The 16,007-nt window shown below is 39.6% G+C and carries 14 protein-coding genes; 6 read left to right on the forward strand and 8 right to left on the reverse strand.

The window, feature by feature from the left end; all coding sequences use genetic code 11:
- Positions 1-37: 37 nt before the first annotated feature.
- Positions 38-661, reverse strand: a complete 624-nt coding sequence (locus BMF77_RS01255) for a CPP1-like family protein (protein WP_148760002.1) — start codon at positions 659-661, stop codon at positions 38-40.
- A 438-nt stretch (positions 662-1,099) separates the two neighbouring features.
- Here BMF77_RS01255 and BMF77_RS01260 point away from each other — a divergent pair, with 438 nt between their 5' ends.
- Positions 1,100-1,798: a response regulator transcription factor gene (locus BMF77_RS01260; RefSeq protein ID WP_015080127.1), complete on the forward strand. Its 699-nt coding sequence runs from the start codon at positions 1,100-1,102 to the stop codon at positions 1,796-1,798.
- Between the two features lie 142 nt (positions 1,799-1,940).
- On the opposite strand, the gene BMF77_RS01265 is transcribed toward BMF77_RS01260, so the two are convergent.
- A complete protein-coding gene (locus BMF77_RS01265) occupies positions 1,941-2,135 on the reverse strand; it encodes a DUF2811 domain-containing protein (protein WP_148760003.1) in 195 nt (64 codons plus the stop codon).
- 663 nt (positions 2,136-2,798) lie between these two features.
- On the opposite strand from BMF77_RS01265, the gene BMF77_RS01270 reads away from it, so the two are divergent.
- Complete coding sequence (locus BMF77_RS01270; protein ID WP_148760005.1) at positions 2,799-3,521, forward strand: TerC family protein; 723 nt, start codon at positions 2,799-2,801, stop codon at positions 3,519-3,521.
- 69 nt (positions 3,522-3,590) lie between these two features.
- Here BMF77_RS01270 and ndk read toward each other — a convergent pair whose 3' ends face one another.
- Positions 3,591-4,040, reverse strand: a complete 450-nt coding sequence (gene ndk / locus BMF77_RS01275) for a nucleoside-diphosphate kinase (RefSeq protein WP_015080124.1) — start codon at positions 4,038-4,040, stop codon at positions 3,591-3,593.
- Positions 4,041-4,567: 527 nt separating this feature from the next.
- On the opposite strand from ndk, the gene speA reads away from it, so the two are divergent.
- A complete protein-coding gene (gene speA, locus BMF77_RS01280) occupies positions 4,568-6,580 on the forward strand; it encodes a biosynthetic arginine decarboxylase (protein WP_148760007.1) in 2,013 nt (670 codons plus the stop codon).
- A gap of 24 nt (positions 6,581-6,604) precedes the next feature.
- Here the strand turns inward: speA and BMF77_RS26405 are convergent, their stop codons facing one another.
- Both BMF77_RS26405 and BMF77_RS01285 read right to left on the reverse strand, forming a co-directional pair.
- Entirely contained in the window at positions 6,605-6,754 is a 150-nt protein-coding gene (locus tag BMF77_RS26405; RefSeq protein WP_168204375.1) for a hypothetical protein, read from the reverse strand.
- A gap of 11 nt (positions 6,755-6,765) precedes the next feature.
- Complete coding sequence (locus BMF77_RS01285; RefSeq protein WP_015080121.1) at positions 6,766-7,935, reverse strand: sugar phosphate nucleotidyltransferase; 1,170 nt, start codon at positions 7,933-7,935, stop codon at positions 6,766-6,768.
- A 28-nt stretch (positions 7,936-7,963) separates the two neighbouring features.
- Between BMF77_RS01285 and BMF77_RS26410 the strand changes: the two genes are divergently transcribed.
- Positions 7,964-8,104 carry a hypothetical protein gene (locus BMF77_RS26410; RefSeq protein ID WP_168204376.1) on the forward strand — a complete coding sequence of 47 codons (141 nt, stop codon included), beginning with the start codon at positions 7,964-7,966 and terminating at the stop codon, positions 8,102-8,104.
- Here the strand turns inward: BMF77_RS26410 and BMF77_RS01290 are convergent.
- Both BMF77_RS01290 and BMF77_RS01295 read right to left on the reverse strand, forming a co-directional pair.
- A complete protein-coding gene (locus BMF77_RS01290; protein ID WP_148760009.1) occupies positions 8,093-8,884 on the reverse strand; it encodes a segregation/condensation protein A in 792 nt (263 codons plus the stop codon). The two genes, BMF77_RS26410 and BMF77_RS01290, sit on opposite strands and share 12 nt — an antisense overlap.
- Before the next feature lie 127 nt (positions 8,885-9,011).
- The gene (locus BMF77_RS01295) at positions 9,012-10,106 is read right to left on the reverse strand and encodes an AI-2E family transporter (protein WP_148766729.1); all 1,095 of its coding nucleotides are present in this window, start codon (positions 10,104-10,106) and stop codon (positions 9,012-9,014) included.
- A gap of 164 nt (positions 10,107-10,270) precedes the next feature.
- Between BMF77_RS01295 and pdxH the strand changes: the two genes are divergently transcribed.
- Positions 10,271-10,915, forward strand: coding sequence for a pyridoxamine 5'-phosphate oxidase (gene pdxH / locus BMF77_RS01300; RefSeq protein WP_148760011.1), 645 nt, complete (start codon positions 10,271-10,273; stop codon positions 10,913-10,915).
- Between the two features lie 826 nt (positions 10,916-11,741).
- On the forward strand, positions 11,742-12,830 hold the full coding sequence (locus BMF77_RS01310; RefSeq protein ID WP_148760013.1) for a glycosyltransferase: 1,089 nt from the start codon (positions 11,742-11,744) through the stop codon (positions 12,828-12,830).
- Here BMF77_RS01310 and BMF77_RS01315 read toward each other — a convergent pair.
- Positions 12,789-16,007 (reverse strand): efflux RND transporter permease subunit, encoded by a 3,219-nt coding sequence (locus tag BMF77_RS01315; RefSeq protein WP_148760015.1) that lies wholly within the window; start codon positions 16,005-16,007, stop codon positions 12,789-12,791. The two genes, BMF77_RS01310 and BMF77_RS01315, sit on opposite strands and share 42 nt — an antisense overlap.

Below are 16,007 nucleotides of genomic sequence, written 5' to 3' on the forward strand. Positions count from 1 at the left end.
ATTATGGGTAATCGGTCATTAACCAATTACCCATTACCTAACGTAAAAAGCTACTTACTAACCACATCAATATAAAAGTCAACAGCGTCGAAAACTGATTCGCTGTCAAAGTTATCAATGGTAATGGTAATATTAAGCCAGCAAGTAGACCGCCAGCGATTAAGCCAGCAATTAAACTAACTAACGTGAATAAAACCGCTCTACCAAATTTTCCTTCCTTGCGATTGAGGAAGTAAACACCAATAGCTACCCCAACTACCAAAGACAGTTGTAAAACCTGTCCGCTACCACCGGGATATAACACACTAGTTGCACTTAAACCCAGATACCAAGCTCCTGGTAGCAGTACATCAGTTAAAGTAGGCTGATCTATACTTCGCTGTAGCCATGCAGGAGACTGCTGACCAAGGGTTTGACTTGTTTGGGGAGAAGATGGAACTCGCTTTTCTGGAAACCGGATGCGTTCAGGCACTTTAATTTTACCTTCTTGGCGCATCCGCAGGCGCTCCATTAGAATCGCATCATAAGCAGCTTCAATAACTTCTCGGACATTGCCATCACCACCATGTTGTTCTAACAGGCGATTCCGAACATCCTGAATTTCATCGAAGCTTGCGTCTTCTGATAGCCCAAGTTTCTCGTAGGGACTTTGATCACTCATGGGAGGTTATTACTTTAGCCTTAATCAGCGGCACTTTTTATTTTACAGAAAAACAACTTTAGATTTTATAGAAATAAAGACAACTATTAGACAAGTAGCTACCTGCATTAGAGAAAGTAGGCAATTTTATCCATCTACTACAATAATAGCATGAGTCGGGGCAACCGCACATAAGAAAATTGTGGTTTTAAGATTGTTGAAAATTTGAATACTCAGGACTGTGGACTGAAGTCGGGAAACTACTCTCATCCTCCCCTAACTCCTGCTATACCAGCATACTTACCTCTTCAATATTCACAATAAAAATTACAGTTTATAGAAATAATCAGGATAATCATCCCTATCCCCCGTAAATTTTGAATTACTGCCAAAGTAAAACCTGCGTTTTTACGCAATCATCTTTGTTAATTCTATGTACTTCTGTAAAAAATAATAGCCATGGCTGCTGCCAAGATTCTTGTAATTGACGACGATCCTGCGGTTCGGAATTTAATCCAACGCTTTTTACTCAAACAAAATTATCAAGTTGAGTCTGCCGAAGATGGTAAGACTGGTCTAAGTATGTTTGAGCAATTTAACCCTGATTTAGTAATTCTAGATGTTAATTTGCCGGATGTGATTGGTTTTAACCTCTGTCAAGAAATGCAGAGTCGTAGTGGTGTATTTGTGCTACTACTGACTAGCAGGACAGACGAAGCGGATAAAATTCGCGGTTTTTCTAAAGGTGCTGATGACTATCTCACTAAGCCATTTGGTTTAGGAGAGTTAGAAGTTAGAGTAGCAGCAATTTTAAGGCGGCAGCGGGTTGTAACTAATGCAGAACAGCAACGTCTTATCTTTGACAAACTAACTATTGATTCCATAGGACGGGAAGTAATGCTTAATAGCGAACCCATTCTCTTAACTGCTCTGGAATTTGACTTATTATATTTTTTAGCTAGTCATCCAGCTAGAGTTTGGCGACGATCTGAACTGATCCAAAAAGTTTGGGACTATGAATATGTTGGGGATCAACGGGTTGTAGATGTCCATATTGGTCAAATTCGTAAGAAAATTGAAATCGATCCGACTCAATCAACATTAATTCACACTATCCGTGGTGTAGGGTACAAATTTGAATGCGCTACTTCTAACTAAAACTTGACTACTATCTCTAAACTTCCGCCGCTCCCATGCCTTGAAGGCGTGGGAGCAGGGCTGCAAAATTCATGCTATCAACGCAAAATGTTGTGAACAGAAACAGAGTTGGTTTATTAATTTAATCCAGTATTTATCTGGATTATTGATGAAATAAAGTTTCTAAGTAAACACGAGCCGCTCGGCGATCGCTTTCGCCATTTTGCAGCAAAAATAGCGATAAAGCCGCTGTTAATACGCGGGTTTGATCCCAATCAGGATGGCTTTGCAGATAGTTGTTCATGGATTCCTGTAATGTTTCGGGAATTTCAGTAAAGAGAGGAACTGTTGAGTTCATAAAATTTTCCTGTAGATTAATCAAGAGAAGTTACTTGTGTTCAGTTTGACTGAGGGCTGATTCATCCCCTGTGGGGAAAGTAGGGAAGGAAATTAAAATAAACCAAAATACAAAATGCAGATGCCTAAGGGAATCAAACTAAGACTCATCATTTTGCGCTCACAACAGGTGGATTTGTCAATGCTGCGAAATGTTAACAATTAGCAGTCAAAAATAAATATTGACGAATTAATCAGGCTTATAACTATATTTTTGTTACATAACTTCATGAAAACTCGGTTATCAAGCCTGTTAGTAGTGAAAAATTCACAATCCCCAATAAGTCAGCAATAGCTGATTAACTCGTCAAACATCTGTGGAAAACTACAAAATTACCTGTGGAAATCCTGTGGAATGAATGAGGAAAATAATAGTTAATAATAAGAATTACCAAAATGTCAGGAAGATATGACATATCAGGTAAATAAGATGATAAAGTCAATTTATGAATATAAGTATGCTAACTTTTAGTTATCTAGTTTAAAGTGGTGACGGAAATTACTCATTAAGACTAGGCTAAATGCAAGTTAAAATAGATGAAAGTAGTAATTTGTTGTGCTTTCTACAAGAAAAACTTTTAAGCTCTAATTCTGTAAATTATTGATTTTTGCCTGAGAAATTGGAATGTTAGACCAAATATTTAATTACCTAGATTTTCATTTCAGCGTCGAAGCTTCTATAGTCCTCTTAATCTTAGTGTTTTTAGAGGCAGTGCTATCGGCTGATAATGCGATCGCCCTCGCTGCGATCGCCCAAGGACTAGAAGACAAAAAACTAGAAGGTCAAGCCCTAAACATTGGTTTAGTATTTGCTTATGTCCTCCGAATCACCCTATTGTTAACAGCTACTTGGGTACAAAAATTTTGGCAATTTGAACTATTGGGCGCTGGTTATCTCTTATGGCTAGTATTCCAACACTTTAGCTCTCAAGAAGACGAATCCAATCACCATCACGGACCACGTTTTAAATCTCTGTGGCAAGCTATACCCGTGATTGCCTTTACCGATTTAGCCTTTTCCTTGGATAGTGTAACCACAGCGATCGCCGTTTCTCAAGAAACATGGTTAGTAATCACTGGTACAACCATCGGTATTGTCACCCTCCGATTCATGGCTGGATTATTTATCCGCTGGTTAGATGAATATGCAAACTTAGAAGACGCAGGTTACATCACTGTAGCGTTTGTAGGTTTACGTCTGTTATTAAAAGTCATCAACGATGATTTAGTCCCACCACAATGGCTCATGGTGACAGCTATTGGTATAATTTTAGCCTGGGGCTTCTCTAAACGCACCGTTGTGGAATTAGTGCCAGAAGAAAAGGAAAAAGCCCAAGTCTTGAAGTAATTAGGTAGGGAACAGGGAACAGGTAAGAGTTTTATTACCCATTACCCATTACCCATTACCCATCCCTAATTACTCATTTAACCAAGGTGTGGAATGAGGTTGCCAAGCAACCAATTCCTCTTCCTTAAACCACAGCGCAATTTCTGTTTGGGCGGTTTCTTGAGCATCAGAACCATGAATGAGGTTGCGACCGACATTAACGCCAAAATCGCCGCGAATTGTGCCTGGTTCTGCTGTTAAAGGGTTGGTTGCGCCAATAATTTTTCTGGCTGCTACCACAACGCCCTCGCCTTCCCAAACCATGGCTACCACTGGACTAGAAATGATAAATTCCACTAAACCAGGGAAAAAAGGTCTTTCACGGTGAACATCATAATGTTTTTCCGCTAATTCTTTACTAACCTTCATAAACTTTAAGCCCACTAGGGTAAAGCCCTTAGTTTCAAATCGGCGGATAATTTCACCCACCAAGCCGCGTTGTACACCGTCAGGTTTAATTGCTAAAAATGTGCGTTCCAAATCTGTCTCCAAAAACATAATCAAATTTTGATGGGTTAATTGTCAGTTGTATTGATGTCTTTTGTCTAGTAGTCTTGTGAATATTCCCGAAAAATTGCAGAGATAAGGGAACGAGAAAAAAATTGTCTTCTTTTCTGGCTAGTAAAGACGCAGCAAGGCTTACTTACCCCTCTACGGGTAGCGCAGCATGGTAATGACGATATTTATAATTAGGGGGTGCTGAAAAAGTTGTCTGTGAGGGCTAGGAGTCAGGAGTCAGGAGTCAGGAGTCAGGAGGAAGAATTAGAAGAAGAGAAGAATAGTATTGAATCTGGTCAAGTGATAGGTTTTTGCTGATTTCAACCCTTATTCCTTGCACCTGATTCACCTTTTTTACCTTCAAACTCTCGATATATCTCAGTTCTAGGTTTATTCAGCAGCCCCTAATTACTAATTCTTAATCAGAAATTATTTCTAGTTGTATATCCCTTACCAGACTATTTTGTTAAATTATTATTTTCGTAGGCAACCACAGAGGTCAGGAAGAAATGGGTGTCGAGTCAACCGCTGATGAAATTGTGAAAATGCCGTCTAATGGGCATAAAGCTGAATTGAAACGCCAAAAACAGAAGCAACTACTAGTCCCTAGTCCAATTACGGGAGATTTACCTCTACCTTGGAAAATTGAGAACAGTGAAGACCTGTACCGGATTGAAGGTTGGGGAAAGCCTTATTTTTCGATTAATGCGGCTGGTCATGTGACTGTCTCCCCCAAGGGTGAACGTGGTGGGTCATTAGACTTGTTCGAGTTGGTAAATGCTTTAAAGCAGCGTAATTTGGGGCTACCCATGTTAATCCGGTTTTCTGATATTTTGGAAGACCGAATTGAGCGATTAAATGCTTGTTTTGCCAAAGCGATCGCTCGCTATAACTATCCTGGGGTATATCGGGGAGTATTTCCCGTTAAGTGCAATCAACAACGTCACCTGATCGAAGATTTAGTGAGATTTGGTAAACCCCATCAATTTGGTTTAGAAGCAGGTTCTAAGCCAGAATTAATGATTGCTCTAGCCTTGTTGGATACACCAGGCGCATTGTTAATTTGCAACGGCTACAAAGACCAGGAATACATCGAAACAGCGATGTTAGCCCAGAAGCTAGGACAAACACCAGTGATCGTCCTAGAGCAAATTGAAGAGGTAGATTTGGCCATTGCGGTCAGCCGTCAATTAGGCATTAAACCCATCTTGGGAGTAAGAGCGAAATTAAGTACCCAGGGAATGGGGCGTTGGGGAACTTCCACAGGCGATCGCGCTAAGTTTGGCTTGACAATTCCCGAAATTATGGAAGCTGTGGAAAAATTAGGTGCAGCCGACTTACTCGGTTCTTTGCAGTTATTACACTTTCACATTGGTTCTCAAATCTCTGCTATCAATGTCATTAAAGATGCCATCCAAGAAGCCAGCCGCATTTATGTGGAGTTGGCCATGCTGGGGGCAGATATGAAATATTTAGACGTTGGTGGTGGCTTGGGTGTAGATTACGACGGCTCTCAAACCAACTTCTACACCTCGAAAAACTACAATATGCAAAACTATGCTAACGACATCGTGGCAGAGTTAAAAGATACCTGTGATGAAAAGCATATTCCCGTACCAACATTAGTGAGTGAAAGTGGCCGGGCGATTTCTTCCCACCAATCGGTTTTAATCTTTGATGTTCTCAGCACCAGCGATGTCCCCCTTGATCCCCCTTCTCCTCACCAAGAGGGAGAATCCCCAATCATTAAATATCTCTGGGAAACCTACCAATCCATCAACAAAGAAAATTACCAAGAGTTCTATCACGATGCGGCTCAATTCAAAGAGGAAGCCATCAGTCGTTTTAACTTAGGAATTTTGCGCCTCAAGGAACGCGCTAAAGCCGAACGTCTTTACTGGGCTTGTTGTCAAAAGGTTTTAAATCTCATCCGTCAGGAAGAATACGTACCTGATGAGTTGGAAGACCTAGAAAAAATCATGGCTTCCATTTACTATATCAATCTTTCCGTGTTTCAATCAGCACCGGACTGTTGGGCGATAGATCAACTATTTCCCATTATGCCTATACATCGTCTGGATGAAGAACCAACCCGGAGAGGAATTTTAGCGGATCTAACCTGTGATAGTGATGGGAAAATAGACCGCTTCATAGATTTGCGAGATGTCAAATCAGTGTTAGAACTGCACGAATTTGAGCCGGGGAAACCTTATTATCTGGGAATGTTCCTGAATGGAGCGTACCAGGAAATTATGGGGAATTTACATAATCTCTTTGGTGACACTAACGCTGTTCACATTAATTTAACACCCAAAGGTTATCAAATTGAACACGTTGTCAAGGGCGATACCATGAGTGAAGTTCTGAGCTACGTCCAGTATGATGCTGAGGACATGATAGAAAATATTCGCCAACGGTGTGAGCGAGCTTTAGAAGAACAGCACATTACTATAACAGAATCTCAGCGACTACTACAAACTTATGAGCAAAGTTTACAACGGTATACTTACTTGAATAGTTAATAGTCAGTTGTCAGTTGTCAGTGGTCAGTTGTCAGTGGTCAAAAAAAACAACGGATAACGGACAACTGACAACTGTACGGGCGAAGCATTTGGAGAACTATTTTTGGCAATGACCGATAATTTATCTTCCAAATGCTTCGCCCCTACTGACAACGAATAACTGACAACGAACAACTGACAACTAACTAATTAACATTTGCTCCCAATAATTCAGCGATCGCTTGGTGTTCTAAAGGTATTTCTGAAGGTCGAGTTTGGCGAGCATCAGTAATTAGCCAATCTAAAGCCGCAGCTTGCACATCAATAGATGCTCCCGTCTTATCTACACAGTAACGCCCAAACACCAGCTTATCTACTAAGCGGACTCCTGGAGCTAAACGCGACCATTCAAAAATTACACTGTTGTCTACAGTAGCCCCACTACAAATCCAGCAATTTGGACCAATCATTGCTGGTCCAATAATTTTTGCCCCATCTTCGATTTTGGTCATTCCCCCAATATAAACAGGTCCAGTGATATCAACTTTATCCCAATTTACAGATACATTTAAACCAGTAAAAATACCGGGAGCGACTTCATGTCCGGGGATTTGGACATTTTTAATTTCTCCTGATAAAACACCACGAATTGCTCGCCAATAATCGGGAACTTTACCAATATCTACCCATTCAAAATCCATGGGAATAGCATAAAAAGAGGCGTTATCTGCTACAAGTTGGGGGAATAACTGGCTACCAATGTCATATTCCACTCCAGAGGGTATATATTTAAACACTTCTGGCTCGAAAATATAAATACCTGTATTGATATTAGTGCTAAGGGCTTCTTCTGTTGAAGGTTTTTCTTGGAAAGCTTGAACGCGATTATTTTCGTCAGTAACCACCACACCGTAGCTAGAAACCTCTTCTTTGGGAACTGATTTGGTGATGATAGTAGCGATCGCCCCTTTGGATTTATGCCACTTTACCGCCGCAGTTAAATCTAAATCAATTAAGGCATCACCACATAACACTACAAATGTGTCATCAAAAAATGGTGAGAAGTCTTGAATCCGCCGCATACCTCCGGCCGAACCAATAGCTTCGCCGACGAGTTTACCATCATCATCAATTTTACCTTCAAAAGAATAGGCAATCTGCACTCCAAACCGCTGACCATCACGGAAATAACTTTCTATTTCTTCCGCCAAATGGCTGACATTGACCATAATTTCGTCAAATCCATGTTGGCGCAATAACTCCAGTAAAAATTCCATAACCGGCTTTTGCAGAATAGGAATCATGGGTTTGGGAATTGTATATGTGATGGGACGGATACGAGTACCCTTTCCCGCTGCAAGAATCATCGCTTTCATAAAATTTTATTCCTTAGTCAGTTGTTAGTTGTTAGTAGGGGCTAAGCATTTGGAAGATAAATTATCGGTCATTGCCAAAAATAGTTCTCCAAATGCTTCGCCCGTACAGTTGTCAGTTGGAATAGATAGAAATTTATTCTCCCCCTGCCCCTTGCTTTTAGCTAGGTAGGCGGATTTGAATTTCCTGGTAAAATTCTTTTTGAAATAGTTCTACCTTAGATTGAGCCGATAGCAGTAGTAAAGCCCAAAAAACGCTAACTAAGTTACCGTGTTCTGACTCATGATGCTCCCCATTTTTCTCTGGTTGTTTTGTCTGTATCCATAAATCTATCAGTTCTTCTAGATTCCAATATTGTTCCTCTGAATTTTGCTCTTTAGCAGCACCATATAACACCTGCTCTATTTCTAACGCGACTTCGGTTAAATTTTCTTGGTGCGCTAACTCTAGAGCTTCTCGCATGGTCTGCACACTAGGCCGACCTTTAAACCGCCTAGGTTTATCAACTTTTTTTACCAGTTTTAGCTGGCTGGCCATAATTTGCAACTGGTCTATTAACTCTTGCAAAGTCACCCGACGTTTTGGCGGTGGCATAGCGGCCGGACGACGACGCAAGTGTTGCTCTAGGTGCAAACGATGGGCCGGATATAACAAGCCGTCTTCAATTCCTAATAGTGTATCATCTAAAACTTTTTCTGGAGTATTATATACTGTTGATAACTGAACTAATGTATTAGCTTTAAATAATACGAGCATTGATGCTGATAAAAAAGCCTGTCCAGATTGAGATAAGTCACTTTCGTAGCCTCTGATAGTTTTTGCTTCTGGGGACATTAATTCCAAGTAATGATCAATCACCTCAATAACTCGCACGTCCCAAGGGTCAATTTCCCCTTTTTCAGCTTGCTCAATCAGGTGTGTAATTGTTTCTAATAATTCGGCTGCATCCATTAATTTAAAATTTAAAATACCAGGAAGAAGGAGTTCAGGAGTTCAGGAGTATGGCTAACGCCACGCTTCGCTATCAGGAGGAAGAAGGAAGAAGGAAGAAGAATTTTCTCAATACCCCATGCCCAACTTATTCATCTTCTTCAAATTCTGAGCCATAATTAACTCGAAAATTTGAGACAAAATCGCTATGGTTACTGCTTTTGATGGCATCAAAAGTGCCTTTGATAGTCCCAGCAATTGGCACAGCAACGAGTGTTCCTAATAATCCGGCAATTTCAAATCCCATTAAAATGGCGATAAAAATCCACAGGGGGTTGAGTCCGATAAAATTACCCATTAATTTTGGAGCTAACAGATTATCTTTAATTTGTTGCATGATAACTGCCATTGTAGCGACTGGAAAGGCTAACCACCAATTTTGGATTAATACTAACATTGTGACTAAACCAATGCCTAAAGTTGCACCAACAACGGGAATAAGTCCAGAAATACCAATTATAATGGCAAATAAGAGAGCAAATGGGACTTTTAGAAATAAGAATATGGGTGTGAGGGCTATGACCATGAACAGTCCCAGCAATAATTGGCTTAGGAAAAAGTTTTGGAAATTTAACTGCAATGATCGGCTAAAGGGAATACCAATATTAGATGGTAGCAGATTAACTAAACCAGACCAAACGCGATCGCCATATATGAGCATATAAAAAGCTAAAACGATGACTAAGACTACATTCAGTATTCCTGATAATAGTGTTCCTGCAAATCCTACTACCCCTGAAGCTATTTGCTGTACCAGATTTTGAATATTAGCATTTATTTGATTTGTTACCAGCTTTAAGTCTATAGATAAGCGCCGCTGCTTTGCTAAACTTTCTAAGTGATCTAAATTAGCTTGACTAGTCGCCAACCAATCCGGAATCTTATTTAAAAGTTGAATGGTTTGGTCAATTAGCATGGGTACGAGAGTAACACCCAAAACAATAAACAAAGTTAAAGTTAGTAGTAAAACAATGATTACCGCTTGAGTGCGGGTAATTCTGACTTTCTCAAGTAACTTAACCGGGTAATTCAGTAAAAAAGCCAGAATTGCCGCAATACTGAGAATAGTAATTGGATTTTGGAAAAAACGAAATAATACAGACAGTAGCCAGATATTGAGGGCGATAATTGGTCCACTGAGTCCATAAATTAATAGAGTTTGCAGAGAAGCAGAACGGCGCATCTGATTTAATGTATAAACAGGGGCTTTTGAGGTAGGAAAGGAATGATAACGCAGCGTGGCTTTAGCCATACTCCTGTAACTTCCATTCATTCCCTATTGTCTAAACAATTTACTGATTTTGATCATAAATATTTTTTCGATCTAAATTTGAGGAAATCACAAAAATGGATACAAGCATAGCGGATCTTCGCAAAGACTACACATTACAAGATCTGAGTGAAAAAGAAATTAATCCAAATCCATTTACACAATTTAAAATTTGGTTTACTCAGTCCTTAGCAGCCCAGCTACCTGAACCTAATGCTATGACTTTGGCTACCTGTACAGCAGATGGTCAGCCTTCGGCGAGAATGGTATTACTCAAAGATTTTGATGAACGGGGGTTTGTCTTATTTACTAATTACAATAGCGAAAAAGGACAGGAACTTGCGGTAAATCCCCATGCTGCTTTAGTTTTTTGGTGGGCTGAACTAGAACGTCAGGTGAGAATTGTGGGGACTGTGGAAAAAATTTCTTCAGCAGAATCTGATAGCTATTTTGAAATTCGTCCTGCATATAGTCGGCTAGGTGCTTGGGCTTCTAATCAAAGCGAAGTAATTGCAAGTAGAGAAATTTTAGAAGCACAATTACAGGAGTTTCAGCTTAAATATGAAAATCAGGAAGTTCCTCGTCCTCCTCATTGGGGTGGTTTTCGCGTGATTCCCCAAAAAATTGAGTTTTGGCAAGGAAGATCAAGTCGTTTACATGATCGCTTGCTATATACTCGTTTAAATGATGGAGAATGGCAAATTGAGCGGTTATCACCTTGATTTAATATTTGATGTCAGCATTCAGCTATCAGCAGTAATAGTAGAGAAAAGGAAGTAGTTATTTCCTGAAAGTTATACACATTTAACATTCTGTATTTCCGGATTGAAAACTGATAGCTGAAGACTGAATGCTTAAATGATAATTAATAGGAAGATCCTGATCAGAGTAAAAAACGGTGATTATTAATTAATAATTCAGTATAAGTTAACTACCCCAAATTATCTTTAATATATGTTTCTTAATGTACAGTTAGATTATACTGGATCTGTATATAATAAGCATGACTTATCAGAAAGACCGACATAGATATAGTAGTTATCAGGTCATTAAGTAGGTTACAGCGGTTTCCGCTCTTATGAGGTACAAAGTTGAATCATGAAACTCTTGTAGTGCGGGCATCTTGCCCGCTAGATATGTACCTCATAACACCGGGAAGTGCTGTAGCGTTAAAAATTGTCGTTATGGCAAGGGAACAGAAAAGAGGTTTTGGGCAACTTGACTTTTCCTTACATATTTAGTTTTTTTTTCATTCACTTACAAAAGAAGGGAACAGGGAAGAGGGAACAGGGAACAGGGAGCAAATAAGAAACACTCATTTGCACCAGTTTAAAGCTCAGTCAAAAAAAGGATGTTTTTACCAGATGCGTAGCACGAAAAAAACAGCACTTCGACACCGCTCAGTGACCGTGTCATTATTTCAATCTCATGTTTTTAAACATGAGTTTTTCCTGTTAGAAAGTTGCCCGTTCCCTGTTCCCTTTGAATTAGATGATTAATCTTTCTTTGCGGAAATGTATTTAAGTTTTGATACACATTTTTAACTTTATGCGAATCATACATATATTAAATCATGTCCAGGAAATCGGTAATGGTATTGTTAATGTAGCTGTGGATCTCGCTTGTTTACAATCCCAATCTGGTGATGATGTGGCGGTAATTTCAGCGGGAGGGGGATACGAAAAATTATTAAATCAATTTGGTGTTAAACATTACGAAATTAACCAAAGTCGTCAGCCAATAAATATAATTAGGGCAGCAGTAGCTTATCGGAAAATTGTGCAAGAATTTCAACCAGATATAGTTCATGCTCACATGATGACTGGTGTGGTGTTAGCGCGGGCTTTGAGATGGGAAAATAGATATATTTTAGTGGCTACTGTCCATAATGAATTTCAACCTAGTAGCCTATTGATGGGTTTAGCAGACCGAGTAATTGCTGTTAGTAAGGCTGTCAAAAATTCGATGGTACAACGGGGAATCCCCAAACAAAAATTACGGGTAATTTGTAATGGGACATTGGGTAGTCCTCGGACTCGGAAAATATCCGATTATCAACCTTTAAGTTTACAAAGTCCAGCGATAGCCACCGTAGCAGGAATGTATAAAAGAAAAGGCATTACTGAGTTAATTGCGGCTTTTGAAGAAATTGCTCAGGATTTTCCCGAAGTACATTTATATTTGGTGGGAAATGGTCCAGATAAACAAGTATTTGAGTCTCAAGCCCAAGCAACGGCTGTTAGTCATCGGATTCACTTTGAAGGGTTTCAGGCTGAACCCCAACGTTATTTACTAGCCTGTGATATTTTTGTCTTGGCTTCCCACCGTGATCCCTGTCCCTTGGTGCTTTCAGAAGCGAGGGAAGCAGGGTTGGCGATTGTGGCCACTGAGGTAGATGGTATTCCAGAGGCGTTAGATAATGGTAAAGCGGGGATATTAGTGCCGGCGCAGGATAGTCATCAGTTGGCTAAGGCATTAATAAAATTATTAAGTGATGCAAATATACTTCAGGAATGGAAACAGCGATCGCAGGAAAATCTAGAATGGTTAAATGTTTCCCGTGTACACCAAGAAACATTGGCTGTATATGAAGAATTAGAAATTGCTGAATTTTCTCCATCTACTCAACCTGATTAATATTGGTCTTACCCATCGGATATTGAGTGCATCATGTAGCAATGTATAGAAGCAGGGGATAATAAATAGCGTTAGCAGTGTAGCTAAAGATAGCCCGGAAAAGACGACTATTCCCAAGGGTTGCAGAAATTCTGACCCTTCCCCAATTCCTAAAGCCAAGGGAAACAGACCTAAAACAGTGGTAATAGTGGTCATTAAGATTGGTCTGAGGCGTTGGGGTGCAGCTTGTAAAATAGCGGTGCGACGGTCAATTTTTTCTTGTTCTCGAAGTTGGTTCGCCAGTTCGATCATGATAATGGCGTTGTTAACAACAATACCGATTAATAAGACCGCACCAACTATCACTGTTGCGCCAATGGCAGTTTTAGTGATGTAAAGACCGAAAATACCCCCAGCTAATGCTAGAGGAATAGTGAAAATAATCACTAATGGATCAATAATGGAGTTGTATTGTACTGCCATGACCACAAATACTAAAAAGGCGGACAATCCTCCTAAAAGTAGTAGAGATTGTTGCAATTGTTGATTAGATTCAATGGCTGCACTGGGTAAAATGCTAATACCTTCAGGTAAATCTAGACTGCTGAGGACTTGATTTACTTGGGAAATGGCTGAACCAAGACTAGCGCCTTCTGTTAAATTTCCCGCAATTAAAAATACTCGTCTTTGGTTAATGCGCTGAATTTCTCCTGGTGCTTTACCTGTGGAAATTTGAGCAACATCACTCAAGCGAATTTGATGATTGTCATCTACAAATAAAGGTAATCTTTCTAATTGGGAAGTCGTTTGTAATAATGCTTCATTTAATTGCACTCGCACATCTACTAAACGATTATCGCGTTGTAATTGAGTAGGAATACTACCTGTAATTGCAGTTTGAATTGTGTCGCCAATATCTTTAGCATTTAGACCCACATTGGCAACTCGTTCCCAGTCTGGTAAAATTTGAATTTCCGGTTGCCGACTATCGGCATCAGGACGGAATCTCACTGAGGTAATTTGCTCATCTAAAGTTGCTAAAATTTGCCGACCAGTTGCTTCTAAAGTTTGTGCATCATTGCCTTGGAGAATGATATCAATATCAGCATTTCGCACTGGAGAGTTATTAAGAATTAAACCGCGAACTTGCCCAGCAAAAAGCCGCAGACGAATATCTACTAAATTGAGTTTTTTGAGTTTATCGGTAACTCTTTCTACAAATTTATCTACATTACTGCCTGATTTGAGAGTAATGGTACTAGAACTTCGCAAAGGGTTAGAGTTGGTATTACTGCCAAAAAGAAAACCACCAATTGTCGAAAATACATATTCTGTTTCTGGTTGGTTGCGGAGAATTTCATCTACCGCTTTCATAACTTTTTGGTTTGTTTCTAGGGGTGTACCGGGGGGAAATTGAGCGAATAAAGATGCTTGTCCGGTGTTGATACGGGGAAGTATTTGCTGGGGAATTTGAGGAGCCATCCACATACTACTACCACCTAAGATAATAATAGCGATCGCAATGATTAATAATCTATGCTGCACTGCCCAATTTAAATTTCTAGCATAACCATTTGTGGCGGCGGCTAAGTTGCGATTAAACTGCCGCAATAGCCAAAACTCATTAATACGACTTGACCATTTAATCGCAAATAACCGAGAAGCTAACATTGGTACTAAGGTGAGGGCAACTAGCAGGGAAGCACCAACAGCAAAACTGATGGTCAAAATTAACTCATTAAATAGTAATGAGATAAATCCGCCGATGAACAAAAATGGCAAGACAGAGATTAAATTGGCAGCAGTTGAGGCAATTAACGATGATTCTACCTCTTGAGAAGAAGCGATCGCTGTTTCAATCATCCGCTCAGGTGTTAATCTAGTTAAATTGGACTTGCCAAAAGTATTTTCAGTATTAACTGCAATATTTTCTAAAATCACCACTGAAGTGTCAATTGCTTGCCCAATTCCCAGTGCTAAACCCCCTAAACTAAACACATTTAAAGATAGGTTAAACTGTTTCATTAAAATCAGTGCTGCCAGGGTACACAGAGGAATTGACAACGAAATAATGAACGCTTGCCGCAACGAACCTAGAAATAACAATACCGCTGCTGCTGCCAATAAAGCTCCAGAAACCGCAGCATTAGTAACATCAGCTAAGGAATTGCGGATAAATTTTGACTCATCTAATGTTGGTGTTAGGGTTGCTTCTCGCGGAATTAAACCAGATTTCTGGAGTTCTTCTAATCGTTTTTTGACACTATCAACTACACTCACGGTATTAGCATCTGGTTGTTTTTGAACACTGACTTTTACTGATTCTTCTCCATTCAATAAAACATATATCCGTTGATTTTCTGCACCATCAATAACTTCGGCAAAGTCCCGCAGGTAAACGCGATTTTTAATATTAGAGTTAGGAACAGAAACCTCAAATAACAGATTATTAATTTCTTCCGCATTTTTGAAACGTCCCACAGTTCGGGTTAAAGCTTCGGAATTTTGCCCTAAAATTCGACCTCCAGAAATATCTTGATTCCGGTTTTTTAATTCATTGAGAACGTCATTTAAACCAACACCTAAAGATTGCAATCTTTCTAAATTAAGATTTACCTGAACTTCTTCCTGAACTCCTCCTGATACATCTACTACCGCCACTCCTGGAACTACATTTAATTCCCGCGCTAATTCTTCTTCGGCAAATATCCGCAAATCCACACCTTTAAGAGTAGGTGAAGTAATGGCAAATTCATAAACTGGTAATTGAGAAGGATCGATTTTGAATATGCGCGGTTCGCCAATTGTATCTGGTAATCTATTTCTAGCACGATTAAAGGTAGCTGTAGCATCATTCAATGCTTGATCAATATTTCCCCCTGGTTGGAAATATAAATCTAAATTGATGTTCCCTTCACGGGTTTGGGAAAAAACTTGTAATACTCCTTCCGTTGCACTAAAAGATTCTTCTAGAGGTTTAGTAATTTCATCTACTGCTACTTCTGGAGAAATTCCCGGTGCTTCTATGCGGACACCAATCCGAGGATAGGTAATTGATGGTAATAAATCTACTGGTAATCGGAGGGTGAAAAATACACCCATGACTATCACAGCTAAGGTTAACATGAGTGTGCCAATATGTTGGCGAATGGAAATAGCACTCAAACTAAATCCATTATTTGTATTTGCTTGTTGCAT

It is taken from the genome of Dolichospermum sp. UHCC 0315A, assembly GCF_008121535.1.
Taxonomy (GTDB): domain Bacteria; phylum Cyanobacteriota; class Cyanobacteriia; order Cyanobacteriales; family Nostocaceae; genus Dolichospermum; species Dolichospermum lemmermannii.